This is a genomic window from Brevibacillus brevis (assembly GCF_031583145.1).
GTDB lineage: Bacteria > Bacillota > Bacilli > Brevibacillales > Brevibacillaceae > Brevibacillus > Brevibacillus brevis_E.
Window position 1 is genome coordinate 392,501 of the sequence record NZ_CP134050.1, and the last position, 24,923, is coordinate 417,423.

21 protein-coding genes and 1 rRNA gene (1 of these 22 cut by a window edge) are annotated in these 24,923 nt (G+C 54.8%); 14 read left to right on the forward strand and 8 right to left on the reverse strand.

What is annotated here, in order from left to right; translation table 11 throughout:
* The 5 genes from RGB73_RS02185 to RGB73_RS02205 all read left to right on the forward strand — a co-directional run.
* Window positions 1-1,002 (forward strand): 23S ribosomal RNA (locus tag RGB73_RS02185); it begins 1,926 nt to the left of the window's first position.
* Between the two features lie 255 nt (window positions 1,003-1,257).
* Window positions 1,258-2,814 (forward strand): efflux RND transporter periplasmic adaptor subunit, encoded by a 1,557-nt coding sequence (locus tag RGB73_RS02190; protein ID WP_310768693.1) that lies wholly within the window; start codon window positions 1,258-1,260, stop codon window positions 2,812-2,814.
* Between the two features lie 9 nt (window positions 2,815-2,823).
* Window positions 2,824-5,967: an efflux RND transporter permease subunit gene (locus RGB73_RS02195; RefSeq protein ID WP_310768696.1), complete on the forward strand. Its 3,144-nt coding sequence runs from the start codon at window positions 2,824-2,826 to the stop codon at window positions 5,965-5,967.
* Between the two features lie 42 nt (window positions 5,968-6,009).
* Window positions 6,010-6,684 carry a response regulator transcription factor gene (locus tag RGB73_RS02200; RefSeq protein ID WP_310768698.1) on the forward strand — a complete coding sequence of 225 codons (675 nt, stop codon included), beginning with the start codon at window positions 6,010-6,012 and terminating at the stop codon, window positions 6,682-6,684.
* Complete coding sequence (locus tag RGB73_RS02205) at window positions 6,684-7,973, forward strand: sensor histidine kinase (RefSeq protein ID WP_310768700.1); 1,290 nt, start codon at window positions 6,684-6,686, stop codon at window positions 7,971-7,973. Before RGB73_RS02200 ends, RGB73_RS02205 begins: the two co-directional genes overlap by 1 nt.
* A gap of 121 nt (window positions 7,974-8,094) precedes the next feature.
* Here the strand turns inward: RGB73_RS02205 and RGB73_RS02210 are convergent, their stop codons facing one another.
* Window positions 8,095-8,694, reverse strand: coding sequence for an undecaprenyl-diphosphatase (locus RGB73_RS02210; RefSeq protein WP_310768703.1), 600 nt, complete (start codon window positions 8,692-8,694; stop codon window positions 8,095-8,097).
* 311 nt (window positions 8,695-9,005) lie between these two features.
* Here RGB73_RS02210 and RGB73_RS02215 point away from each other — a divergent pair, with 311 nt between their 5' ends.
* The 6 genes from RGB73_RS02215 to RGB73_RS02240 all read left to right on the forward strand — a co-directional run bounded on the left by RGB73_RS02215 (window position 9,006) and on the right by RGB73_RS02240 (window position 12,659).
* Window positions 9,006-9,293: a HesB/YadR/YfhF family protein gene (locus RGB73_RS02215; RefSeq protein ID WP_310774062.1), complete on the forward strand. Its 288-nt coding sequence runs from the start codon at window positions 9,006-9,008 to the stop codon at window positions 9,291-9,293.
* Window positions 9,294-9,475: 182 nt separating this feature from the next.
* Window positions 9,476-10,300, forward strand: coding sequence for a TrmB family transcriptional regulator (locus RGB73_RS02220; RefSeq protein ID WP_310768705.1), 825 nt, complete (start codon window positions 9,476-9,478; stop codon window positions 10,298-10,300).
* A 52-nt stretch (window positions 10,301-10,352) separates the two neighbouring features.
* A complete protein-coding gene (locus RGB73_RS02225; RefSeq protein WP_310768708.1) occupies window positions 10,353-11,087 on the forward strand; it encodes an AzlC family ABC transporter permease in 735 nt (244 codons plus the stop codon).
* Window positions 11,078-11,413, forward strand: a complete 336-nt coding sequence (locus RGB73_RS02230; RefSeq protein WP_310768711.1) for an AzlD domain-containing protein — start codon at window positions 11,078-11,080, stop codon at window positions 11,411-11,413. The genes RGB73_RS02225 and RGB73_RS02230 overlap by 10 nt, the downstream gene beginning before the upstream one ends.
* A 147-nt stretch (window positions 11,414-11,560) precedes the next feature.
* On the forward strand, window positions 11,561-12,001 hold the full coding sequence (locus tag RGB73_RS02235; protein ID WP_310768714.1) for a winged helix-turn-helix transcriptional regulator: 441 nt from the start codon (window positions 11,561-11,563) through the stop codon (window positions 11,999-12,001).
* Between the two features lie 109 nt (window positions 12,002-12,110).
* A complete protein-coding gene (locus tag RGB73_RS02240; protein WP_310768717.1) occupies window positions 12,111-12,659 on the forward strand; it encodes a cysteine hydrolase family protein in 549 nt (182 codons plus the stop codon).
* Between the two features lie 263 nt (window positions 12,660-12,922).
* Here RGB73_RS02240 and menC read toward each other — a convergent pair whose 3' ends face one another.
* From menC to RGB73_RS02260, 4 genes are all read right to left on the reverse strand, one after another.
* Window positions 12,923-14,071, reverse strand: a complete 1,149-nt coding sequence (gene menC, locus RGB73_RS02245; protein ID WP_310768719.1) for an o-succinylbenzoate synthase — start codon at window positions 14,069-14,071, stop codon at window positions 12,923-12,925.
* 33 nt (window positions 14,072-14,104) lie between these two features.
* A complete protein-coding gene (locus RGB73_RS02250) occupies window positions 14,105-15,235 on the reverse strand; it encodes a M20 peptidase aminoacylase family protein (RefSeq protein ID WP_310768720.1) in 1,131 nt (376 codons plus the stop codon).
* A gap of 52 nt (window positions 15,236-15,287) precedes the next feature.
* The gene (locus RGB73_RS02255; protein ID WP_310768721.1) at window positions 15,288-16,721 is read right to left on the reverse strand and encodes a YfcC family protein; all 1,434 of its coding nucleotides are present in this window, start codon (window positions 16,719-16,721) and stop codon (window positions 15,288-15,290) included.
* Between the two features lie 186 nt (window positions 16,722-16,907).
* Window positions 16,908-18,935, reverse strand: a complete 2,028-nt coding sequence (locus RGB73_RS02260) for a sigma 54-interacting transcriptional regulator (protein WP_310768723.1) — start codon at window positions 18,933-18,935, stop codon at window positions 16,908-16,910.
* 170 nt (window positions 18,936-19,105) lie between these two features.
* Here RGB73_RS02260 and RGB73_RS02265 point away from each other — a divergent pair, with 170 nt between their 5' ends.
* Window positions 19,106-19,777, forward strand: a complete 672-nt coding sequence (locus RGB73_RS02265) for a LytTR family DNA-binding domain-containing protein (protein WP_310768725.1) — start codon at window positions 19,106-19,108, stop codon at window positions 19,775-19,777.
* A 145-nt stretch (window positions 19,778-19,922) separates the two neighbouring features.
* Window positions 19,923-21,437, forward strand: coding sequence for a succinyl-CoA:acetate CoA-transferase ScpC (locus tag RGB73_RS02270; protein WP_310768727.1), 1,515 nt, complete (start codon window positions 19,923-19,925; stop codon window positions 21,435-21,437).
* Window positions 21,438-21,544: 107 nt separating this feature from the next.
* Here the strand turns inward: RGB73_RS02270 and RGB73_RS02275 are convergent, their stop codons facing one another.
* Window positions 21,545-21,919, reverse strand: coding sequence for a MerR family transcriptional regulator (locus RGB73_RS02275; protein WP_310768729.1), 375 nt, complete (start codon window positions 21,917-21,919; stop codon window positions 21,545-21,547).
* A 174-nt stretch (window positions 21,920-22,093) separates the two neighbouring features.
* Between RGB73_RS02275 and RGB73_RS02280 the strand changes: the two genes are divergently transcribed.
* Window positions 22,094-23,521, forward strand: a complete 1,428-nt coding sequence (locus RGB73_RS02280; RefSeq protein ID WP_310768731.1) for an MFS transporter — start codon at window positions 22,094-22,096, stop codon at window positions 23,519-23,521.
* Window positions 23,522-23,708: 187 nt separating this feature from the next.
* Here RGB73_RS02280 and RGB73_RS02285 read toward each other — a convergent pair whose 3' ends face one another.
* Entirely contained in the window at window positions 23,709-24,251 is a 543-nt protein-coding gene (locus tag RGB73_RS02285) for a hypothetical protein (RefSeq protein WP_310768733.1), read from the reverse strand.
* A gap of 146 nt (window positions 24,252-24,397) precedes the next feature.
* On the reverse strand, window positions 24,398-24,916 hold the full coding sequence (locus RGB73_RS02290) for a DUF3231 family protein (protein WP_310768735.1): 519 nt from the start codon (window positions 24,914-24,916) through the stop codon (window positions 24,398-24,400).
* Between the last annotated feature and the right edge of the window lie 7 nt (window positions 24,917-24,923).

Genomic DNA, 24,923 nt, shown 5'->3' on the forward strand with positions numbered 1-24,923 from the left:
AAACGGCGGCCGTAACTATAACGGTCCTAAGGTAGCGAAATTCCTTGTCGGGTAAGTTCCGACCCGCACGAAAGGCGTAACGACTTGGGCGCTGTCTCGGCAAGAGACCCGGTGAAATCATAATACCTGTGAAGATGCAGGTTACCCGCGACAAGACGGAAAGACCCCATGGAGCTTTACTGTAGCCTGGTATTGGAACTTTGTGCATCATGTACAGGATAGGTGGGAAGCTGAGAAGCAGGGGCGCCAGCCTCTGTGGAGCTGTCGGTGGGATACCACCCTTGATGTACGGAGTTTCTAACTCGTCGCCCTCATCGGGCGAGAGGACCATGCCAGGTGGGCAGTTTGACTGGGGCGGTCGCCTCCCAAAAGGTAACGGAGGCGCCCAAAGGTTCCCTCAGAATGGTCGGAAATCATTCGTAGAGTGTAAAGGCAGAAGGGAGCTTGACTGCGAGACCTACAAGTCGAGCAGGGACGAAAGTCGGGCTTAGTGATCCGGTGGTTCCGCATGGAAGGGCCATCGCTCAACGGATAAAAGCTACCCTGGGGATAACAGGCTTATCTCCCCCAAGAGTCCACATCGACGGGGAGGTTTGGCACCTCGATGTCGGCTCATCGCATCCTGGGGCTGAAGTAGGTCCCAAGGGTTGGGCTGTTCGCCCATTAAAGCGGTACGCGAGCTGGGTTCAGAACGTCGTGAGACAGTTCGGTCCCTATCTGTCGCGGGCGTAGGAAGTTTGAGGAGAGCTGTCCTTAGTACGAGAGGACCGGGATGGACGCACCGCTGGTGCACCAGTTGTCACGCCAGTGGCACAGCTGGGTAGCTATGTGCGGACGGGATAAGCGCTGAAAGCATCTAAGCGTGAAGCCCCCTCCAAGATGAGACTTCCCACAGCGTTAAGCTGGTAAGACCCCTCATAGACGATGAGGTTGATAGGTTCGGTGTGGAAGCGCGGCAACGCGTGGAGCTGACGAATACTAATCGGTCGAGGGCTTATCCACACAATCTTGGCAATCATGCAGATCCAGTTTTGAAGGAATGGGAAAAGAAAGCTGTATTCTCTGTTACTTGAAAAAGTAGCGGTGAATACAGCTTTCTTTGCGTTCGGGCGGTGGCGTTCCATCGAGTCAGATCTCTTATTTTGGTGGAAGCGGAATCTTTTGCTTTTTCAAATCTAATTCAAAAAAATAGATGCTCTAATGAATCTATCTATGACATCATGTCTGTCTATTGGCCCAAGCCAAGAGGTGGATGAAATGGAGGAAAGCAAGGTGAATCCAACGCTTCGAAAGATCGCCATGGGTCTAATGGTACTGGCCGTGGTGACCGGATGCTCAAGCAATCCTGAAAATTCTAACAGGAGAAATAGCCAGGCTGCCCGAGCCGTGCCTGTAGAGGTGAAAAAAGCAACACAGGAAGAATTTGCGGTGCAGATGAATCTATCGGGACGGCTGGAAGCGATCCAGCAGGTCGATGTTCCTTCCAAGGCTACGGGCCGGGTCCAGAAGCTGCTTGTAAAGGTAGGGGACCAGGTCAAGAGTGGGCAACCGATTGCCGTCTTGGACGGAGAGGAGCTGCAGATTCAGCTGCAAAAGGCGCAAGCATCCATGATGTCAGCGAAGGCCAAATACGCAGAGGCGACAGAAGGAACAGACGCGGAGACGCTTGCGCAGACAGCCAATTCGCTGGCGGACCTGCAGAACAAGGCAAACGCCGCGAAAGTAGATCTGGAGCGTTCGGAAAAACTGTTCAGCGAAGGCGCCATTTCCACGGCAGAGGTGGAGAAAGCCCGATTGGCGTTGACGACGGCTTTGACCAACCTGGAGAATCAGAAGCAAAAAGCGCAGCAAGAGAAAAAAGGTCCGACGAAAGCAGAATTGGACAGTGCAGCGGCAACGCTCAAGCAGTCTGAAGCGGATTACGCCTTGTCCCAGTTAAATGTGGCCAATCTAACGATCAAGTCGCCGATCGATGGCGTGATCGGCTCTCTGTCCGCTACAGTCGGGGAAAACGTATCAAACAACGCGGTCGTAGCGCAAGTGATCAATATCTCTACCATGAAAGTCACTGCGAAGGCTAGCGAGGGGCAAGTGGGCCAATTCGAGCCGGGGCAGACCGTGACGGTGAAGGTCCCATCAGCCAATATGACGGTGAATGGAAAAATCACGTCCGTCAGCCCGTTGGCGGATTCGAGCAAGTCATACCCGATCGAGATCGAGGTAGAGAATAAGGAGTTGCGGGCAAAAGCAGGGATGGTCGCTTCAATTGAAGTGAAAGGAAATCCACACAAAGCCATCGTGGTTCCACGCGAGGCTGTCATTACGAAAGCCCAAAGCTCGTATGTATTCGTAGTCGAAGGAGAAAAAGCGAAACAAGTGACAGTCACAACAGGGGAATCCGATGGAACGAAAATCGAGATCCTGAGCGGACTGCAGGGCGGGGAGTCCGTGGTGGTGCAGGGTCAGAATACCCTGACAGACAATTCGACCGTAGCGGTCATCGATCCGACCCAGCTGCAAAACGGTGGAGGAAAAAAGGCAGGGAATCGCGGCCAGGGCAGCGGGGCCGGTCAGCAAGGCGGCGCTGGTCGGCAAGATGGTGCGGCTCAGCAAGGTGAAGCGGGTCAACAAGGCGGCGCCGGTCAGCAAGGTGAAGCGGTTCAACAAGGCGGCAGGGGTCAGCAAGGTGGAGCCGGTCGCCAAGGGGGAGAAAGCCAGCAAGGCGGACAGGGCACTTCGGGTGGACAAGCCAACCCTGGCGGACAAACCAACAGCACAGGCACCCCCGAGCCAACGGCAACTCCAAAAGGATAGGTGATCCCCATGCATATATCGGAACGAGCCATTCGACGACCCGTCACGGTCATGATGGGCGTCCTCATCGTGATTATCTTGGGAATCATGTCGCTGAGCCGGATTCCTATCGATTTGTACCCAAAAATTGAAATACCGACCATCGCCGTCATCACCAGTTATTCGGGGGTAGGTCCCGAAGAAATGGAGAATCTCGTCACCAAGCCGATCGAACAGGCCGTCGCGACGGTCGCTGGCATCAAGTCGGTGAGCTCCACCTCCAGGGAAGGGAATTCGATGGTCATCGTAGAGTTCAATTACGGGGTGGATTTGGACAAGGCCGTCACGGAAGTCACGCAAAAAGTCGAGCGTGCGAAGCGCTCCTTGCCGGACGACGTGGACTCTCCGACGGTGGCCCGAATGGACCCGAACAGTACGGCCGTACTGACCTTGGCGGTGTCGGCAGACATGGGAGCCGACCAACTGAAAAGCTACGTGCAAGACCAGATCGCCCCTGCGCTGGAGAGGGTGAACGGCGTCGCTTCCGTGACTGTATCCGGCGGTTTGGACCGGGAAATCAAGGTGGTTGTCGATCAGAGCAAACTGGAGCAGTACGGAATCACGGTCTCGGATATCAGCCAGCAGCTGAAGAGCCAAAACATGGACTCTTCCGGCGGGAACATCACGGAGGGCGGCGTGTCTTACACCGTCCGTTCTCTGGGGAAATTCAAGTCGGTAGACGACATCCGCAAGGTATCGATTCCGTTGAAGGACGGAAGCCGGATCTTCCTCGAAGATGTGGCGCAAATTCAGGACGGATTCAAAGAAGTATCCATCGAAAACACCATGAACAATCAGACGACGGTCACGCTCTCGATCATGAAGCAGTCGGGAACCAACACGGTTGCGGTCGTGGATGACTTGTACGCCGAGATGGTCAAGCAAAGGATGAGCATGCCGCAGTCGATGTCTGTCATGGCGCTCTCCGATCAGTCGTCGTTTATTCGCGCGTCTATCAACACGCTGGTTCATGACACCCTCATCGGAGGGGTGCTGGCGATCCTGATCATCTTGCTGTTCCTGAAAAGCGCGAGCAATACCGTCATTATCGCCACGGCGATCCCGATCTCGGTCATTTCCACGTTTACGCTCATGTATTTTGCCGACATGTCGATCAACATCATGAGCTTGGGCGGTTTGACGCTGGGGATCGGGATGATCGTCGACGACGCGATCGTCGTTTTGGAAAACATCCATCGGCACCGGGAGACCGGCCTTTCCATCAAGGATTCGGCTGTCAAAGGTACCAAGGAAGTGGCGATGCCCGTTATCGCTGCGACTTTGACGACTGTCGCGGTCTTTTTCCCGATCGTGTTTGTGGAAGGCGTCACTGCACAGATGTTCAGAGACCTCGGGGTCACGGTGTCGTTCTCCCTGCTCGCGTCTCTGATCGTCTCGCTGACGGTCACCCCTATGCTGACGGCCAAATGGACCACTTCGCATAAGAAAGACATGCTGAAAGCCGCACAGGCGGATTCACCGAAACACTCGCGCGTCCTGTCGACGTACAGACGCATCCTGAACTGGTCCCTGCATCACCGCAAATCGGTCCTGGCGATCGGGATCGCGTCGCTGGTGGCGGGCGTTGGTCTGATTCCGTTTATCGGGTCCGAATTCATGCCGACGTCCGATCAGGGGCAAATCAACGTCTCCATCTCCATGCCGAACGGGACGGAGCTGGAGAAGACGAGGGAAGCGGTCACGCAAGCGCAGGCGATTTTGTCGACCATTCCCGAGGTGAAGACCATCTTTACGGCAGTGGGCTCGACGAATGCTACCCGCGGCAACTCCGCCTCGACTTCAGCGGGTTCCTTTCTGCTGATCCTCTCCGACAAATCGGAGCGGCAACGGTCGACCGCGGAAGTCACAGACGAAATCAGACAAAAGCTCAACCGCTTTCCCGGGGCAAGGCTCAGGGTCAGCGAGGCCGGGGGCACAACCTTGCCTGGCATGGGCGGTGGCGGCGGACAGTTCGGCGGCGCTTCGCCGATTTCCTACGCGATCCGCGGAAACGACGAAGATACGTTGAAGGAAGTAGCAGAGGGCCTGACGGCGGCGATCGCAGAAGTGCCCGGTGTGCGGGAAGCCGACAACAACCTCGAAGAGTCCCGCCCGGAAATCCAGGTGAAGCTGGACCGGGTGCGCGCCGCTGATTTGGGCGTTACACAAAGCCTCATTTCCAGCACGATTCAGACGGCCTTAAAAGACCAGGTCGCGACGAAATACGAGACGGCAGGGACGGAAGTGGACGTGACGCTCAGCCTTAGCGACGGTCAGGCGAGCAGCATGCAGGATATCGGAAACCTGCTGCTGACGACGCCAAAAGGAGAGCTGATCCAGATCAAGGATGTGGCGGATGTCGTCATGGCAGCCGGTCCACAGGCGATTCAGCGCTACAACCAGACCCGCGTGGTCAACGTCACCGCGGCGACGGCTCCCGGTCAAGACTTGGGAAGCGTGACAGCCGCAATCGATCAAGTGTTGGCCACTTATCCGATTCCGCCGGGCTACACAATTGAGAAGCAAGGTCAGAACCAGCAGATGGATGAGTCGACCAAGAGCATGCTGATCGCGTTTGGCCTTGCCATTGTACTGGTGTACATCATTCTGGCCGCCCAGTTTGAATCGATGGTCTATCCGCTTTCCATTATGCTTTCCGTTCCGCTGTCCATTTTCGGGGCGACATTCAGCCTCTGGGTGACGGGACGGCCGATCAGCGTCCCCGCCTTTATCGGGCTGATCCTGCTGGCAGGGCTGGTCGTGCGCAATGCGATCGTGTTGATCGACTTTACCAACATCCTGCGCCGCGAAGGGATGGAGCGGACGGAGGCATTGCTCACCGCAGGTCCTGTTCGTTTGCGCCCGATCCTGATGACGACGTTTTGTACCGTGCTGGCACTTTTGCCGCTGGCGCTCGGACTGGGGGAAGGGGCGGAAAGCCAGGCACCCATGGCGACGGTGGTCATCGGAGGGTTGCTGTTTTCTACCATGCTTACCCTTGTTGTGATCCCGGTCGTTTATGCTATGCTTGATGATATGTCGATCCGTTTGAAAAAAGTGGTGCGGATCACGCTGCCGTTTCGCAAGCCAAAAACGGTGGGCATGGAAAAATAAGGAGCTTGGGTAAGCGGCTTTGCAGATGAAAGAGGGATTGATATGCTGATTCTTGCAGTAGAGGATGAGCAAGCCCTGCTTCAGGCGATCGCCGGAGTCCTCTCGGATGAAGGCTACCAAGTGGACACCGCCGAGCGTGGAGACGACGGGCTTTTGCTGGCCCAGCGGGGAATTTACGACCTGCTGGTGCTCGATATCATGATGCCGGGAATGGACGGGCTGACTATGGTCAAAACGCTCCGTGCGAAGGGGATTACGACGCCGGTGCTGTTTTTGACGGCAAAGGACAGCGTGAAGTCCCGCGTGGAAGGTCTGGACGCGGGGGCGGACGACTACCTGGTCAAGCCGTTTGCCGCGGAAGAACTGACTGCCCGTGCGAGAGCGCTTCTGCGCCGCAACGGCAAAACAGGAGCGGAGGGCGAAATGTCGTACGGCCCGCTCTCCCTGAAAGTGAACGAATACGACGGCTTCATCGACGACGAGCCGATGAAGCTGACGACAAAGGAATACGAGCTGCTCAAGTACTTTTTGCAAAACCGGGAACAGATCTTGACCCGCCAGCAAATTTTTGACCGGGTGTGGGGGATCGACTCGGAAGCCAACTACGGGGTGGTCGACCTGTACGTCCACTACTTGCGGAAGAAGCTGGGGCCTTATGAAGGCTTTATCCGCACGATCCGCAACGTGGGCTACATTTTGAAGAAGGAAGAACGATAATGTTTCAAAAAACCCGGATTCGCCTGGTGGCTTTGAATGTCATCGTCGTTTTCCTGCTGCTGAACGGCTTGGGAAGCGCCGTTTACTTCACGATGAAATACCGCCTCTACTCCCAGGTGGACCACGAGCTGTCCAAGGTGGCGCAGCGATTGATGGTGGATCCGTTGCCGCGCCTCCAGCGGATCAACGAGGATCCGTTTCCGTACAACCGAAGCGAGCGCAAAAAATTCAGCGATCTGGACCGCCGGTATGCCCTGATCGTATGGGATGGGCTGGGACAAGTCATCGGCACGGCTTTCGGCGACCGCCTGGAGCCGGACGACCTGGCAGACTTTCGGCATATCGGCAAGCCGGACGGCATCGAGACCATGACGGTCGACGGGCAAGCCTTTCGCGTCCAGACAGTCACGATTCCGAAAAAGGTGGTCGTCGGCGAGCGCTTGCAGTTTGCCATGCAGTATCAAGTCGTCTACAATTTGGCCCCGGAGCAAAACATGCTGAACAGCCTGCTTTACGTCGTGGTGATCGGGGATGCCGTCAGCATCGTGATCGCGGTCGTGGCCGGCCTGTTCCTCGCCAGAAGGGCTCTCGTGCCGATCCAGGTCTCCTGGGAGAAGCAGCAGCAGTTCATCGCGGACGCCTCCCATGAGCTGCGTACGCCTTTGGCGGCCATTCTGGTCAATCTGGAGCGCCTGTTTCGCTATCCGGACCATACGATCGAGCAGGAAAGCGAAAAGATCATGATCGGGATGCAGGAGGCGCGGCGGTTGACCAAGCTGGTGTCGGACCTGTTGACGCTGGCCCGCAGCGATTCGAACGAACTGCAAATCATGCAGCAAAAGCTGCGGCTGGACGAGCTGGTGCTCAAGTGTACGCAGGTATTTTCCCAGATGGCGATCGTCAAGGAGGTCAGCCTGGAGACAGACATCGAGCAGCCGCTGGAGATGGTTGGTGACGAGGAACGCTTGCACCAGCTGCTGGTCATTCTGCTGGACAATGCCCTGAAGTACACGAACGAGGGCGGCGAGATCTTCGTCTCCTGCAAAAGAGAAGGACAGCGCGTGGCAGTCATGGTCAAGGATACCGGGATCGGTATACCGAAAGAGGATATTCCTTTTCTGTTTGACCGATTTTTCCGCGTAGACAAGATGCGCTCGCGAGTGACGGAAGGGACAGGACTGGGCTTGTCCATCGCGAAGTGGATCGTGGACGCGCACCACGGCAAAATCCAGGTGAGCAGCGAGGAAGGGGTAGGAACGAGCTTTCTGGTCACGCTGCCGCTCAAATAACCATAGAAAACGAAAAAAGCCGATTTCTCCAAAAGGGAAGTCGGCTTTTTTCGCTGAAGGGCGAGAGGGAATGGAGTTGTAGGAGGCTGCTTGTAGGATGCTGCGGCGAACAGGCGGCGGATCATAAATCCTTGGCCTTTGTCTTTGAAGGGAAAACCGCCCGCTCGCCTCTCTCGTACAGCGTAAGAATGCTGTGGACGGCCCGCAGTCTCGGTACCACTAAATAGACAGCCAGGGCGGAACCGATACTGATCAGTGCGCCCACGATGACATCCGCAGGATAATGTACCCCTACCCAGATACGGGAGATGCCTACGCAGAGGGCGAGCAGCATCCAAAGCAGTCTCCCCTTCTTTTTGAAAAGCCAGTAGCTCATGCAAAAGGAAAAAAACAAGATGGTATGGTCGCTCGGGAAGGAATTGTTGACCGCTTTTTCTACGAGCTGGTTCACGTCCGGCAGCTCCGCAAATGGCTGCTGGTTGAAGTGGAGGCTTCCCGCTGCTTTTCCGAGCAACTCGGCGAGGAAGAACGTGACAGTCGCACAGACCACCATCATTCGGTTTTCATCTGTTCGCGTAAACCAATACAAAAGCGCGCTCAACGCCAAGATGTAGACCATATACTCTGCTATGAATGTAAATGCAGGATTCAACACAGGGAAATGCTTTCCCAGGTCATTGATCATCCTGAAGTAGTGAACGTTGATTTCACTTGCGTTCATGTTACAAAAATCCTCCTCTTTCCAGATAGCAGGATTTTATCCCATTCGGAGGGATAGACAAATCGATTTATCTTTACACGCACTTACAGTATTGTAAGGTTGGCGGCTCGATCTTGCGGATGTATGCAAGACGGCGACTAGATCGTGCAAATGCCATCAATCATAAGGCCAATATTCGTTTTCAAGGTGCTGGCCTATTTACGGGCCGACACTTACTAGACTTTTTCGCTTTACATCTTTACAAAGTCAGTTACACTTGGGAAAGAGGGTATACTACCCAAAGGCAGCTTTTGAACAAGGAGTGAGAGATGATGGATTTGACAGTGACGACTGCAGCGGTTGACTGGTTTCGTCAGGAATGGGGGTGCGAAGCCGGAGACAGCATTCGCTTCTTTGTTCGATACGGCGGAGTGAGCACCGTTCAGGACTCGTTTTCGATGGGGATCGCCAAGGAACAGCCGAACGAAGTGGGCATTTCCACAGAGGTGAACGGCATCACGTTTTACATGGAAAAGGATGAGCTGTGGTACATGAACGGAAAAGGGCTGACGGTCGACTATTTGCCGGCGACGGACGAAGTAGACTTTCGGCTGACGTAATACAGACAGAGAGCCAGAGACAGAGGATCCGTTGTTCGGGTCTTCTTTTTTTAATTGGGCGACCGCGGCTCCGCCAAAAGCCATGGGGCACTCAGGTTTTCGAATGGAAAGAGGAAAGACTCTTGCACTTGGAGAGGGTTGGATTTATAGTAAGCATAACACTAACTACTAAGGGTGAGTCGATGGAGGACATCTTTAAAGAGCTGCAGAAGCTGGGCTTCTCCCCCTATGAGTGCAAGGCGTACATTGGGCTGCTCAAGCACCATCCGGTCACAGGCTACGAAATCAGCAAGAGGTCGGGCGTGCCCCGTTCGATGATTTACGAGGTAGTCGGAAAGCTGGTCGACAAAGGGGCGGTGTACATCGTGCCGACCGACCCAGTCACGTACGCACCTTTATCTGCCAGAGAGCTGATCGGGCGGCAGCGCAAGCAATTCGAGGAGTCGTTTGACTATTTGGAAAAAGAGCTCTCGGCATTGGAGAGCGAACGCGACGTCGATGTCATACGGCGGATTGATGGGGATGACCTCGTCGTCTCGGAAATGACGGAGTTGATCGGGAAGGCAAAACAAGAGGTATGGCTGTCGATTTGGGAGCCGCAAGTTCCCTTCGTGCAAAAAGCGATCGGCGAGCGGATGGAGGAAGGTGTCGATGTCTTCACCGTGCTTTTCGGGAGTCGGGATATACAAGCAGGAGTGACGTACCACCACGACTACATGTCGCCTGAAGTGGCGGAGAAGCGCATGGGCGGCCGGCTGACCATCGTGGCCAGAGACCACGAAGAAGTGCTGATCGCCAACTTCACGCCAAACGCCAGCGCCTGGGCGGTCAAGACGCAGGATCCTGCCCTGGTGCTGGTGGCGGTGGAATATATCCGGCACGACATCATGTTTGCGGCGGTGACCAAAGAGCTGGGGCCGGAGAAAGTAGAGGCGCTTTGGCGCAACAGGCCGGATCTCTTTCACGTCGTGACGGGAAGGCGGTATGAGCAAGGCGAGCGCGAATAGGCAGCCGGCTGGATTGTGTGGCATATATAGAAAAGGGAAAGGGAGAAGCAGGATGAGGGAGCAAGACATTCACATGAAATCAGCTGCCGTCTGGCAGAAAGAAGACTCTTTCCTCCAAGGAGTCAAGGATTGCATCCCGACGTTGCTCGGGTACTTGAGCATCGGGTTTGCTGCGGGCGTGGTGGAAAAAACAGCGGGTCTCAGCGTTGCCGAAATCGCGTGTTTATCGCTGTTGCTGTACGCAGGCTCCGCCCAGTTCATCGCGGCGGGAATGTTCGCCGCCAACGGTTCTGCCTCGGCGATCATCGTCACGATCTTCTTCGTCAACCTCCGGCATATTTTGCTCAGCGCGGCGCTCTCGCCGTATTTCCGCCACCTTTCCGGGGTACGCAACATGCTCATCGGAGCTTTGCTCACCGATGAGACGTTCGGAGTGGCGATCAACGAAGCGGCGAAGCGGAAGCAAATCAGCGAGCGCTGGATGCACGGCCTGAATATCACGGCCTACGCCAACTGGTTCCTCGCCAATATAGCCGGGGCGTATTTGGGGCAGTGGATTGCAGACCCGGAGAAGTTTGGACTCGACTTTGCCCTGCCGGCGATGTTCATCGGACTCCTGGTCTTGTCCATGGTAAGCCGGAAGAAATGGCTGCTGGACGGAGCGGTCGCCATCAGCGCCGTCATCCTGACTGTGGGCATCTCGCTCGCTTTTGGAGGAAATATCGGTGTCATCGCAGCGACCGTCATCGCATCTACGATCGGGATGGTGATTGAAAAATGGAAGTAAGATGGGATGTTATGGTCATCATACTGGGGGCGGCGCTCGTCACGTTTATTCCCAGGGTGCTCCCTTTGGTGCTGTTCAGCCGGATCGCGCTGCCTGAGTGGGGGATCCGCTGGCTGAGCCACGTTCCCATTTCCGTTATGGCTGCCCTGGTCGGACAAGAGTTGTTTTTACATGACGGCAAGTTGGCTTCCCTGACGGAAAACGTGGAGTGGATCGCGGCGATTCCGACGTTTCTCGTCGCGCTTAAAACGCGCAGCTTGCTCGGGACGGTAGTCGTCGGGATCGTGTCCATCATGGCGTTGCGCTATTTGGTTGCGTGGTTGTGACAGGAAGAAAGGAAGCTGGAAGCTCCGAAAGCTGGTGCTTCTTTTTTTGACTGAAATAATGGTGTCATAAATGGAAAGAGGGGCAAAAGCGATTGGTGGATTCCTGTTTGCAGCTCGGCGTCGCGGCGATGGTGCGGGCAGCGACGGTTGAACCAGATCAAAGGTGCTTTTTCCGATGAAGGGAATTCCTGTTTTTGGTATGATGGCATAGAGGTGAGTTCCATGATCATTCGAGAGATATGTACCTGCCCACTGGAGATCGTTCATGACATTATCAAAGGCAAATGGAAAACCATGATCGTATTTCAATTGAGAAACGGGAATACGACCCTAGCTCAACTGGAGCGAGACATTGACCAGATCACCCAAAAGATGCTGTTGCAGCATTTAAGAGAACTTCAGTCTTGCGGGATCGTGGATAAAATCAGAACGGAAGGGTATCCGTTGCATGTCGAATACTTTCTTACGGACCGCGGGAAAAGGCTGTTAGATGCGGTAATGATTATGCAAGAGATCGGTATTGAATACATGGTGGAAATGGGTCAAACCGAACTTCTTGATCGCAAAGGCATCCCCTACCAAATTTGAAATCGCTCATACCCATACCCACAAAAAAGTGGGTAATTCCCCATTCCCTTTACCGATATTACAATACGTTTAGAAACTAATTTCACGACGAGTAAAGGAGCCGTGTACCATGAATACAGCGTTAGTGTTGGTGGACATTCAAAATGATTATTTTAAAGGGGGCAGAAATGAGTTATTCAATCCCGATCAAGCGGCAAGCCATGCCGAAGAAGCATTGTCGCTGTTCCGGGAAAAGCGTTTACCGATTGTTCATATCCAGTGTGTTCTTCTGGAGGAGAACGCCACCTTTTTCTTGCCCGATACCGAGGGGATCAACATTCACGAACGAGTAACTCCGCAATCCGGCGAAAAAGTGATCGTGAAGCATACTCCCGATAGCTTCTTTCAAACGGAATTGCAAGAACATCTTGAATCGATGGACGTAACGCGGTTAGTCGTTTGCGGCATGATGAGCCATATATGTATCGATTCGACTGTGAGAACGGCAAGTCGTTTGGGCTATGAAGTGATATTGCTCGGTGATGCGTGTGCCACCCGGGATTTAGAGTGGAATGGCACTGTGATTCCAGCAAAAACCGTCCATGATACGTTTATGGCATCCTTGCAAGGTACCTTTGCTCAAGTAGTGAGCACAAGCAGCCTTGCCGACATGGTTTAAACGGTTTCCTTGCATGAACTCATCGAACGACAAATGATAAGAGGCCATGGCCGACGTCTGCTTTGTTCGTTAACATCCGGAGAAATCGAATGTGTATAATATGCAGAATATTCCGTCTAATTCATGCGCTATTCGTGAACCGTTCGTCATACAGGCAACGGAGGACAATCGTTCAACGAGGTCGTCTGACAGGCAACAAATCACCCAGTGGCAAAAGGCCGGGATTCCCTTGAAGGCAAGGGATCCCGGTCTTTTGCTTCGTATCAATAGTTCGGTATGACCGTCGTCGTCGATTGGCGGTTGGCAAAGTAGCTCTTGTGCTCGACGAGGGCGTCGCGGATCGCCGCTTCGTTGATGGCAAACCCGATGCCGGGGGCGGTCGGCACGTCCAAAACGCCAGGAGCGGCAAAATCGATCAGCGGGGTGACGATGTCCTCTGCGAAGTAGCGGTGAGACGGAGAGGTGTCGCCCGGAATCGAGAAGTTGGACAAGGACGCGATGGCGATGTTGTGAGCCCGGCCGATGCCCGCCTCCAGCATGCCTCCGCACCAGACCGGTATTCCCTTCGACTGGCACAGGTCGTGGATTTTCTTCGCGTCAGTCAATCCGCCGACGCGTCCGACCTTGATGTTGATGATCCGGCAGCTTCCCAGTTCGATCGCTTTGCGCGCATCCTCTGCGGTGTGAATGCTTTCGTCCAGGCAAATCGGCGTCTTCAGCTCCCGCTGCAAGGTCGCGTGGTCGATGATGTCGTCGTGGGCCAGCGGCTGTTCGATCATGATCAGCCCGAAGTCGTCCAGCTCCTTCAGCATATCGATGTCCTGTAAGGTGTACGCCGAGTTGGCGTCGGCCATCAGGGGCACATCCGGACCGAACTTCTGACGAATCGCGCGCATCGGCTCGACGTCAAAGCCGGGCTTGATCTTCACCTTGATTTTTTTGTAGCCGTCGCGGATGAAGCCTTCTACGCGCTCAAGCAGCTTTTCCACCGTAGGCTCGATGCCGATGCTGACCCCGACGTCGATCGTGCTGCGCGTGCCGCCCAACGCCTGGGAGAGGGACATGCCGTTCACCCGTGCGTACAGATCCCAGACGGCTCCCTCCAGCGCGGCCTTGGCCATGTGATTTCGGCGCATCCACGAGAACATCCGGGAGACGTCGTCGGGATGCTCGATTTCGCGGGAGAAAAGCTGCGGGATCAAATACTTTTCCAGCATGTACCAAACCGTGTCCACGTCTTCCTCGTTGTAGACAGGGACATCCATTACGACGCTCTCGCCAAAGCCGACGTGCGGGCCGTGGTAGGCGCGGACGAGGATGCATTCCTTGTGAGTCTCGACCCCCATGCTCGTTTCAAAAGGCGAATTCAGCGGGATTTTGATGCGCTGCAAGTCTACGCGTTCTATTTTCATGACCGTCAACTCTCCTTGCAAGTAGAGTATGAATCAAACGTGCCGCTCAAATGTCCGAAGTACGGTCCGGGTCAGGATTTCGATGCCGGCGAGCAAGGCTTCCCGGTCAAACGTCATCTGCGGGTGATGCAGGCCCGGAGCAAGTCCGCAGCCGAGACCGAGCATCGTGGCCCGCAGATGGGGCCGTTCCTTGGTGTAATAGTGGAAGTCTTCCGCACCCGGAGTGGAGATCGGCGGTTCGAGCTTGTCGGCACCGAGCGTCTCCGAAATCGCCTCGGCCATGATGAGCCGGGCTTCTTCATGCACTTCCGCCGCATACACGCGTTCGGTGATCGTGTACGGCAAAGGCACCTCGTACAGGTGAGCGATGTGCTGCAAAATATGCTCGACTTTGGAAAACAGCCTGTCGATGGCTTCGTTCGTCTGGGCCCGCAAATCCAGATGGAAGTGGGCGGACCCGGGAATGATATTGGTGCTTTTGCTGCCAGCGGACAGCTGCGTCATTTTGACGGAATACGGGATGAGCGGGTCCAGATGGATGCCCTTGAGCTGTTCCACGATCGCAGCGGCGACCTCGATGGCATTTACCCCGAGATGAGGCCGGGCACCGTGTGCGTCGCTGCCCTGGATATGGCCCGAGATGGTTCCTGCCGCACCGTGAAGGATGGCAGAAGCAGCCGTCCCGTTCGGAATTTCCTGGATGGGTCGCAGATGGACGCCATACAGAAAGTCGACGTCGTCCACCACTTGTTTGTTCACGAGGGTGAGAGCGCCGTCTCCCGTTTCTTCCGCCGGCTGAAAGATGAACCGAATCCGTCCAGGCGGCTTGATGTTTTGGGCGTGCAGGACCATCAGCACCCCCATTGCCATCGTCATGTGCGCGTCGTGGCCGCAGGAATGATTGGCTCGAAATTCCCCGTCCACCTCCTGCCACAGGGCGTCCATATCGGCCCGGACACCTACTGTAAAAGAACCGGGAGGACCGTAGTCCCCCACGACTCCCGGCACGTCCCCGAAGGTGGTGACCGTGCAATCGTGCTTGCGCAAAAAATCGGCGACAAACGCGGTAGTCTCGCGCTCCTGCCAGCTCACTTCCGGATGCTGGTGCAGATGATCGAACAGTGAAAAGATGGCAGGACGCAGTTGTTCGATAGTAGTACGCATGGTTCCTCCCTCTGATGATCGACCAAAAAGCTTGCTGGAAACCGTGATCGGATCAGGTGATGCCGATGTAGACGGCTGTGATCAGCGCCACGCAGGCGATTACTGCCCAGCCCAGAAGTAGCTTCCAGATGAATTTGACCCACTTTTCGTACGGAATACCGGCGACGGCCAAATAACCCATCAGAGCCGAGGAGGTCGGGATGATCGAGTTGGTGACCGAATCGCCGTACTGGAAGGCGAGGACGGCCACTTGGCGCTGGATGCCCAGCAAGTCGGCGATCGGAACCATGATCGGCATCGTCGTGGCGGCCTGACCGCTTCCCGACGAAATGAACAGGTTGAGCACCGCCTGAATCAGGAACATGGCCATGACGTTGATCGCGTCGGGCAAATGGCCAATCATCGAGGTCAGGGCGTTGATCATCGTGTCGATCGTCTTGCCGTCTTCGAGCACGACCGTAATGGCTCGCGCGAAGCCGACGATCAAGGCGCCGAACGTAACTGCCCTGGCACCAGCTACGAACGAGTCAAACAGCTTGTTGACGGAAAGTCCGCCAATGAGACCCGCGACCAATCCCATGATCAGGAAGGAGGCGGTCAGCTCGGTCAGGAACCAGCCGTGTTCGAAGACGCCGTACACGTTGCAGGCCAGTCCGGCGGCGATGACGAGAAACACGAGCTTGTGGCGGATGTTCAGCTCCGGAATGTCCACTTCCGCCTGTTCGGAGACAGCCTGTTTTTCTACGTCGTAAATCACGCTCTGGGTCGGATCGGCCTTTACCTTGTAGGCGTAGCGCATCACATACCAGATGGCGAAGCCGAGCACGACGACGTAGACGACGGCGCGGAACGCCAGTCCGGAGAAAAGTGGGAGCTGGGCCAGGGACTGCGCGACCCCGACGGTAAACGGGTTGAGCATGCCGCCCATGAAGCCGCTCGCCGCCCCCATGGTGATCATCGCCGTACCGGTGACGGCATCGAAGCCCATCGCCCGGGCCAGCGCGATGCCGATCGGCACGAAAATGATGCTCTCCTCAGCCATCCCCATGGTGAAGCCGCCGATGGAAAAGAGGAACATCGAGGCAGGAATCAGCAGCTTTTCCCGCCCCTCCAGATGCCGCACCCCTTTGTGGATGCCGGCTTCGATCGCGCCCGTCGAACGAATGATGCCAAAGACTCCGCTCACGATAAAAATGTAAAAGATGATTTGAGCGCCTTTCTGCATCCCGTCCGGAATCGCCTTGAACATGTCGAAAAATCCGACAGGGCTGCTCTCGACGGGATGGTAGCTGCCGTTCACGACGATGGTCTTGCCGGAAGCGGGGTCCTGCATCCGCTCAAACTCGCCGGTTGGCAGCACGTAGGATGCCAGAGCAGCCAGAATGATCATGATAAAAAGTATGGCGTACGTATGAGGCACGGAAAAGCGTTTTTTGGCTGGCGCTTTGTTCGGCGCGGGAGCCGGAGAAATAGGTTGTGTAGCCATGAGGTCACCTCGCTTGAATTTGTACGCTGAGGTAACAAGCAAGGGACGTGCCAACTTTCGACAAAACTCGCAATAGGCGTTTTCTTCGTTGGTTGTGGCAAAGTTCGAACAATGTCAGGCGGTTCTTTAGGATTGTTAATTAGGTGTTGGCTGACCTAATAAGACCTAATAAAAAGTGAATCCAGCCTAAATGCGAGAGAGGCTGCGCAGAAGTTCGATGCCGTCTCTCGTAATCGAAGTGCCTTGCCGCGTCGTACCGGAGCGCACCAGTCCGCGCTCTTCCAGCTGCTTGAGCTTGCCCCGCAGACTGCTCTCTGTCCAGCCCGTGGAGCGCAGAGCAGGGGAATGGGCGAGCTGGTAGCGCCCGACAGGCTTGCCTGTGACGGAATACTGGTACAGGCAGAGGAGCAGGTCCACGTCCCTGTCGTCGGTGGCGCAAAAGGCGGACGATGCGGCCATTGCCTTTTGGGCGAGTCGATCCGTGAATCGCTTGGGCAGGTCCTCGATGGTGATGGCGGGCTTTTCGCACACGGCGATGGCGTAGTCCAACACGTTTTTCAGCTCCCGGATGTTGCCGCGCCAGTCGTGGCTGTAAAGCAGCTCCATCACTTCAGGGGAACAGCTCTTGCGGATCCCCTTGCTTTGCAAATGGTCCTCGATCAGGAGGGGCAGGTCGCTGATCCGCTCCCGCAGCGACGGGATTTCGATCGGCAATACGGCGAGCCGGTAAAACAGGTCTTCGCGGAACTGGCCTTGCTCGATCGCCTGTTCCAGATCGCGGTTGGTAGCGGCAATCACGCGGCAATCGACGGACAGTACGCTGGTCCCGCCCACGCGGATCACCTGCTTTTCCTGAAGCACGCGCAAGAGCTTCACCTGGATGGCAGGGGAAATATCTCCGACCTCGTCGAGGAAGATCGTACCGCCGTCGGCCTGCTCGAACAGTCCGGGCTTGCCCCCTTTGCGAGCGCCGGTAAATGCGCCGTCTTCATAGCCGAACAGCTCGCTCTCCAGAAGGTTTTCCGGCAGGGAGGCGCAGTTGATGGCGACGAACGGGCCGTTATTGCGCAGCGAATGCTGATGGATGGCATGGGCGAACAGCTCTTTTCCTGTCCCGTTTTCTCCCAGCAGCAATATCGTCTGATTGTTTTTTGCCATTTTCTTGCTGACGTCGATCGCTTTCTGGATCGGCGCGCTTTTTCCTTTGATGTCCGCAAACGAGTACGTGGCGGTATGCCCCCGCTGGACGAGCTGGGTCTTCAGGCGCTGCAGCTCGGTGACATCCTTCAGCGTGCAGACGAAGCCAAGCCGCTCCTGCCGTCCGCGGATGCTCTGGCTGCTGACGAAAAACTGTTTGTGCCGAATCGTGATCAGGGTGTCGCCCTCGCCTTCCTGCTCGAAAAACGGTTCGAGGAAGGAGTGCTCCGCCAGCACGGTGTAGGACTGACCCACGACGTCCGCTGCATGCGGGCAGAAGAGCTCGATGGCGACATCGTTGATGAACGTGATTTGGCCCTGCTGGTTGCAGGCGACGATCGGATCGCGCACGGCCTGGAATGTCGACTGCAGCTGGCTGTTGAGCTTTTGCACCTCGGCGTACGACGTGCCCAGCAGTTTGGCCAATTCGGACATTTCGGCGATGAAGGCGGACAAGTACGCCCGCTCCCATTCCACCGGTACGCCCACCTTGCGCCCGATGTCGATCAGGTCGTGTATGTGGATCTTGCGAAAGCCAAGGTCGATCACTTCGATATGGGGCGGCGGCGGCACATCCGGAATGCTCATGATCACGGCGTAGCGTATGCTTGGATCGTCAAACGTGCAGCCGGGATGAAACGGGATGTAATGGAGGTGGTCCACGTTTGCCTCCCGCAGGTTTTGGATGACCTCCTGCGCGGTGACAGGCGAATTGTTCATGACCGGGACAGTCGTACCCGGCGGGATCTGCATCAACGCCTTGATTTTCTCCAGCTCGAAAAAGCGGTTCAGGACCGTGATCGGTACTTCGTCGGCGACGGCCTGTCTCGCAATTGTGTACAGCTCCGGCGATTTGGTGGTGAGGAAAATGTGCGCAGCTCCCCGCAAGTCAGGAATGTACTGGTGGCTGGCGTAGCCGATGACCTGACAGTACGGCTCGAAGTATGCTTTCAGTTCCTTCAGCAAAAAGTCAAGCGTATCCGTGCCTTTGGCAATCAAAACGATCGTGTTGTCCATGCGATACCGTCCTTTTCCTGACTGTTGCTTTCATGATAGCATATTGGACGGGGAATGCCGGGCTTATCCAAGGATTGGCTGGCAAGACAAGACAAGGCTGGCTCGAAAAGAGCGAATGTGTGGTTTAATAGAAGGAGAGAGAAACGCGAAAAGGAGCAGGGGGAATCATAATGGAGAACACTTTGGTTCCAGAAGTGTTGCAAATGATCGGCGAAGTCGTGCCGGACGGGGTATCGATCGCCATATCTGACGGTTCGCAGTACCTCTATTATCAGCCCAGTTCTACCATCGATCTGAAAATTGCGCCGGGTGACCGGGTGCCGGTCGGCTCCGCTACGTACAAGGCGCTGCAGGAAATGGGGAAAGTGGGTCATTACGTGGAGAGCCGCGTATTCGGCGTGCCCTACTACGGCCTGTCTCTGCCGCTGGTGAGCCAGGGGCAAGTCATGGGGTGTATTACGGCCATTTACGCGCCGCAGGCATTGCCTCTGCCTGCGCAGGAGCCTCGCATTTCCTTTTTGATCGGAAAAACCGACGACGGCTGGCTGCCGCTGTCGCTTCACGATATCGTCTACATCAGCTCCAGGGACGGAAGGACGTTTTTGCACACGAACAACGGCTCCTATGCCAACAAATACTCGATGGCCGAGCTGGAGACGCTTTTGCCGGCCGGTCAGTTCGTGCGCTGTCACCGTTCCTATTTCGTGAATATGGAATCGATCGGATTCATCCATCCACACTTCCATTCCACCTTTTTGCTGGAGATGAAGGACAAGCAAAAAACGCGCGTGCCGGTCAGCCAGACGTACGCCAGCTCTTTCCGCCAGCTGCTCGGCTTTTGATTTCGATCTGCCTGAGAATGGTTCGCGGCAAATATCGCTGGAATTGCCTCCGTTTTTTCTTGCTTGCGTCCAATTGAGTGACCGTTCAGATTTTCGGTGATAGTGTAAAAACAACGAGGAACCAAGAAACAAGGGGGTCACTATCATGTGGGAACGCTTACGCGATAAACGGATGGCGGATAAAGTCGTGACGGCGGAGGAAGCAGCCGGCTGGATCGAGAATGGCATGACGATCGGGCTAAGTGGTTTTACGCGTGCAGGGGATTCCAAACTCGTGCCGGTCACACTGGCAGAACGGGTCAAACGCGACAATCAACCTTTTAAAGTGAACGTATATACAGGCGCATCGTTGGGATCGGAAGTCGATACCGTCATGGCGGAAGCGGACATGGTGCTCAAGCGTCTGCCGTTTCAGACGGATGCCACCATGCGCAAAAAAATCAATGACGGCAGCATCCTGTTTGTGGACCAGCACTTGTCGCATACTGCGGAGCTGATCCGAGCGGGAGTCATGGGACCGATCGATTACGCGATTGTGGAAGCGGTTGCAGTTACAGAGGACGGGATGATCATTCCTTCCACTTCGGTGGGCAATTCGAACATCTTTGTGGAACAGGCCAAGCACGTCATTATCGAGCTGAACATGGCGCAGACGACAGAGCTGGAAGGCGTGCACGATGTGTACACGCCAGGGCCGCAAGGGATGCGCGGGCCGATTCCGCTCGTTTCGATCGACCAACGGATCGGAACGCTCGGCATCCCGGTCGATCCTGACAAGGTGAGAGGGATCGTCATCACCAACATGGAAGACTCGCCTTCGACGATTGTACAGCCGGATGAAGAAACGGCCCAGATCGCAGCGCACCTGATCAACTTCCTGCGAGAAGAAGTCAAAGCCGGACGCCTGACCGAAAAGCTGGCGCCGCTGCAATCCGGGATCGGCTCGGTGGCGAACGCCGTGTTCCAAGGCTTCCTGGACTCCGAGTTCAACGATCTCGAGGTGTACTCCGAAGTGCTCCAGGACTCGGTCTTTGAACTGATGGACGCCGGAAAAATTTCCTTCGCTTCGGGCTGCTCCATCACGCTGACGGCCGATATGGCGAAGCACGTCTTCGGAAACTTCGCGAAGTATCGCGACAAGCTGGTACTCCGCCCGCAGGAAATCACCAACCATCCGGAAATCATTCGCCGTCTGGGTCTGATCTCCATCAATACCGCACTGGAAGCGGACATCTACGGAAACGTCAACTCCACCAACGTCTCCGGTACGAAAATGATGAACGGCATCGGCGGCTCCGGCGATTTTGCCCGCAACGCCCGACTCGGCATCTTCGTCACGAAGTCCATCGCGAAGGACGGCAAGATCTCCAGTATCGTGCCGTTTGCCTCCCACGTGGACCACACGGAGCACGATGTAGACATCATCGTCACGGAGCAAGGGCTGGCCGACCTGCGTGGACTGGCGCCTCGCGAACGTGCGCTGAAAATCATCGAAAACTGTGCGCATCCGCTGTACAAGGACCAACTGCGGGCATACTACGAGGAAGCGCTGACTCGCGGAGGACACACGCCGCACGTACTCGAAAAAGCATTTTCCTGGCATGCGCGCTTTGCCGAGGAAGGAACCATGCTGGAGAAAAAGCCGGCATTGAGTCGCTAAGTAAACCGAGAACAAAAGCAAACCCGCCTGGCATTTGGCCTTGGCGGGTTTTTTGCTGTTGGGGGTGCGCAGGCCCGCTGTTATCGCGAATCCAAATTCCTCATATTTCATTGCCTACATATTGGTGAAAGGTTTTCTTTGATCTGGTTGATTTGCTTTTCCAACTGTTGGTGAACTGAAGCCAACATGTTCATTTGGTTTTTGACTTCATGTAGTTTCGCTACATATGGTTCCAGCATTTCTTCGCAATACATGTCCATTTCATGCAGGTTATCCTCGCATTTTAAAATTTCTGCTATCTCATCGGTAGTTAAACCAAAACTCAAATACAACTGAATGGTTTTGATTCTCGTGATAGCAGATTCATCGAATTCCCGATACGCATTCCTAAGGCGATTGGAGGAAAGCAAGTTTTTCTTTTCATAATGCCGAATGGACCTCGGACTTACACCGGTTAGTTTTGACAGTTGGCTGATCAGCATGTGGAACCCTCCTTTGCAGCATTTGATTTCATTATAAACATTGACATTTGTGTTAATGTCAATGTGATTTTCGGCTGTAAGAGGGTCCTCTTTGCGTTAAAAATTTTGGTTGCCGTTACACTAATGTCAATCTTTAGAATGTGGGTTGATCACATTCGAAAGGAGGCATTACCTGTGAAAAGTAATGACCGTCAAAAGCAAGCTCAGGATAAGAATAAAACATCGTGGGGGGTACTGCTCGTATTGTGCGGTGCCATCTTTCTGGAAGGGATCGACGTATCCATGCTCGGAGTAGCACTGCCGTCGATCCGAGCTGACCTGGGCATGTCAACCAGTTCTCTTCAATGGGTGGTAAGTGCTTACGTACTTGGCTACGGTGGTTTCATGCTGCTGGGAGGGCGAGCCGCTGATCTGTTCGGCAGGAGAAGAATGTTCCTTTTCTGGCTAACCGTATTTCTGGTTTTCTCGGGACTCGGCGGATTTGCAACCAACGGCTGGGTCCTGATTCTAGCCCGATTCATGACGGGAGTGAGTGCTGCATTCATGACACCCGCCGGTCTGTCCATTATCACGACGAGCTTCAGCGAAGGAGTGCAACGCAACAAGGCCCTTTCCATCTATGCCGGCACGGCTGCGGGAGGCTTCTCACTAGGTCTTGTTGCAGGAGGTATGCTGACGGAGCTTAGCTGGCGGTGGGTATTCTTCGGCCCTGTGATATTCTCGTTCATCATTCTCGTTGCGGGTTATAGACTTATCAAGAATACTGGCAGTCCTGAACAATCTGGGCAAGGCTTCGACTTGGCCGGGGCAATCAGTCTGACAGTGGCGATGCTACTCCTCGTCTTCGCGGTGGTGGAATCGCCTAACATCGGGTCGAATTGGACGATCGGCACACTTGCTGCAAGTGCTGTTTTATTCGCAGTCTTCGTGGCTGTCGAGAAGCGGACCGCTTCACCACTGGTGCGTCTCGGTATACTTCGCTCGGGCTCACTGATACGCGCCAACCTCGGCGGTATGTTGTTCGCGGGCTCGTTCTTTGGGTTTCAGTTCATTACCGTTCTCTACTTGCAAGAGCTGCGAGGCTGGTCATCGTTAGAAACAGGACTCGCTCTCTTGGCTATCGGAATTGATGCCGTACTATCGCCGACCCTCACTCCAAGGCTTGTGAGCCGTTTCGGCAATGTCCGTGTCATCTTCTGGGGCTTTTGCCTTGCCGCCGTAGCTTACACGTTGTTCATGCTGAAAGGCCTCGACTCGATCTACGCAGTAATGTTACCCTTCCTGTTACTGGTGGGCTTTGCATTTGCACTTGCCTACGGACCACTCACAATCGCCGCTACTGACGGCATTAGAGAAGAAGAGCAGGGGCTTGCGGGAGGGCTTTTTAACACATCATTCCAGTTCGGCGCGGCACTCGGGCTCGCTCTTGTTACCACGGTCTACGTCAGTGCCTCGGGAGCAGCGGGAATGCCTCAGGCGGATCTCAACAGCTTCCGTACAGCTCTGATCGTACCGGTCGCCGGCGTCGTTTTGGGCGCAGTTACTGTCGCCTTTGGTTTTCGCAAGCGTACCAAATCGACCAAGGAAGTTCATATTTCTTGATGGCAACGAAAATCGGGGGAACCAATTTTTGGTAGAAGATTTTTAATGCAGAAGTTCCTTTACTTTATTAAGCTTGAAAAGCTCTGCCCGTGGATGGCAGAGCTTTTTGCCTGATGATCCGATTGCTATCTTGGCCGTTTTTTTTGCCTGAAAAGGAGCAGGAAAGACGAAAGAGTTAGGCAGATGGCTACTCCGGAATTGCCTGAAGAAGGACAGCAAGCTCTTTTTTATAGGAATCGATTTTGGATGGATCCCGGGAAAAAAGCCTGTTGTCATTGATTCTTCCCGTGAGAGCATGCAATTTCGCGAATTCCTCGTGCTTGTTCTGGATTTGGGTGAGATCACGATGTTCCAGGAGCGGCTGCAGGTTATTCAGATACGCTTTTTTTTTCTGAAACAGCGTGACGACTTGCTCTTGCAGCTCTATATCCGCCAAAATTTGCTTGGTCTCTTCGTTGGTTAGGATAATGGCCGGAGTGAATGCAGGATTCTGGATCCGGTAGCTTTCGATCATTCCCGCTACGTAGGCGACCTGCTCTTTATCCTTTGCCTCGGACAGTTCTTTCATAATCTGTTCAAACTGATAAACCTGGACGGAATAGTGATGGTTGAAAACGTCCGTTAAGGTGGCTTGATACTGAATATGAACTTGCAAAGATTCGGCTGGAATTGCGGTGCAAGAAACCAAGAGAAGGGATAGGAAAGGGATCACAGCAGACCACTTTTTCATTTTTAAAAACTTCCTTTTTATTGAAATGATACCATATTTAATTGGGCGAGAACGATAAATTCGGCTATATAAAGGAGGGGACAAAAAAGAAAACCCCCTCTAAAAACGCGGTTTTAGAGGGGGAAACGCCTGGGTATGGCCTGTGATCAAGCGTGAACAAGCTCAGGGGTTTGCAAATGAAGCGGAGGCGGAACGAGCCATCCCTTTTCCTTGCTGATGCGCAGCAGTCTTCCGGCTGCCTGCACCTTTGCGGAGTGGAACTGCGTATACATCATGGCGATGTCTTCGCGAATGCACTGTCCGATAATCTGGCTGCAAGTCACCATTCCGGCTGCCAGGTCGCGCGCTACGCCGGCCGCAATCTCCGGGTCGTTGAAGCGTGCGCCTACCGGAATGCTTTCCAGGGAAGCGACTGGCCGCTCCGGCGGGGTGGGAGGAAGAGCTACTCCATTCACTTTCAGCAATTCTTCCACCTGCTGAATTTCCTGCTTCATCTCGCGGGTAAGGTCTTCGAGGAAGCCCTTCAAGTCCTTGTCGCCCGTGTGGTTGATGAACGTTTGGTAGCCCACGAGCAAGCCTTTTACGGTGGAGAGATAGCCCCACACTCCGAAAACTTCGCCGTAGTGCATTGGTTCATTTTGAGGATTTCCGCTTAAGATTCCCATGATGGTC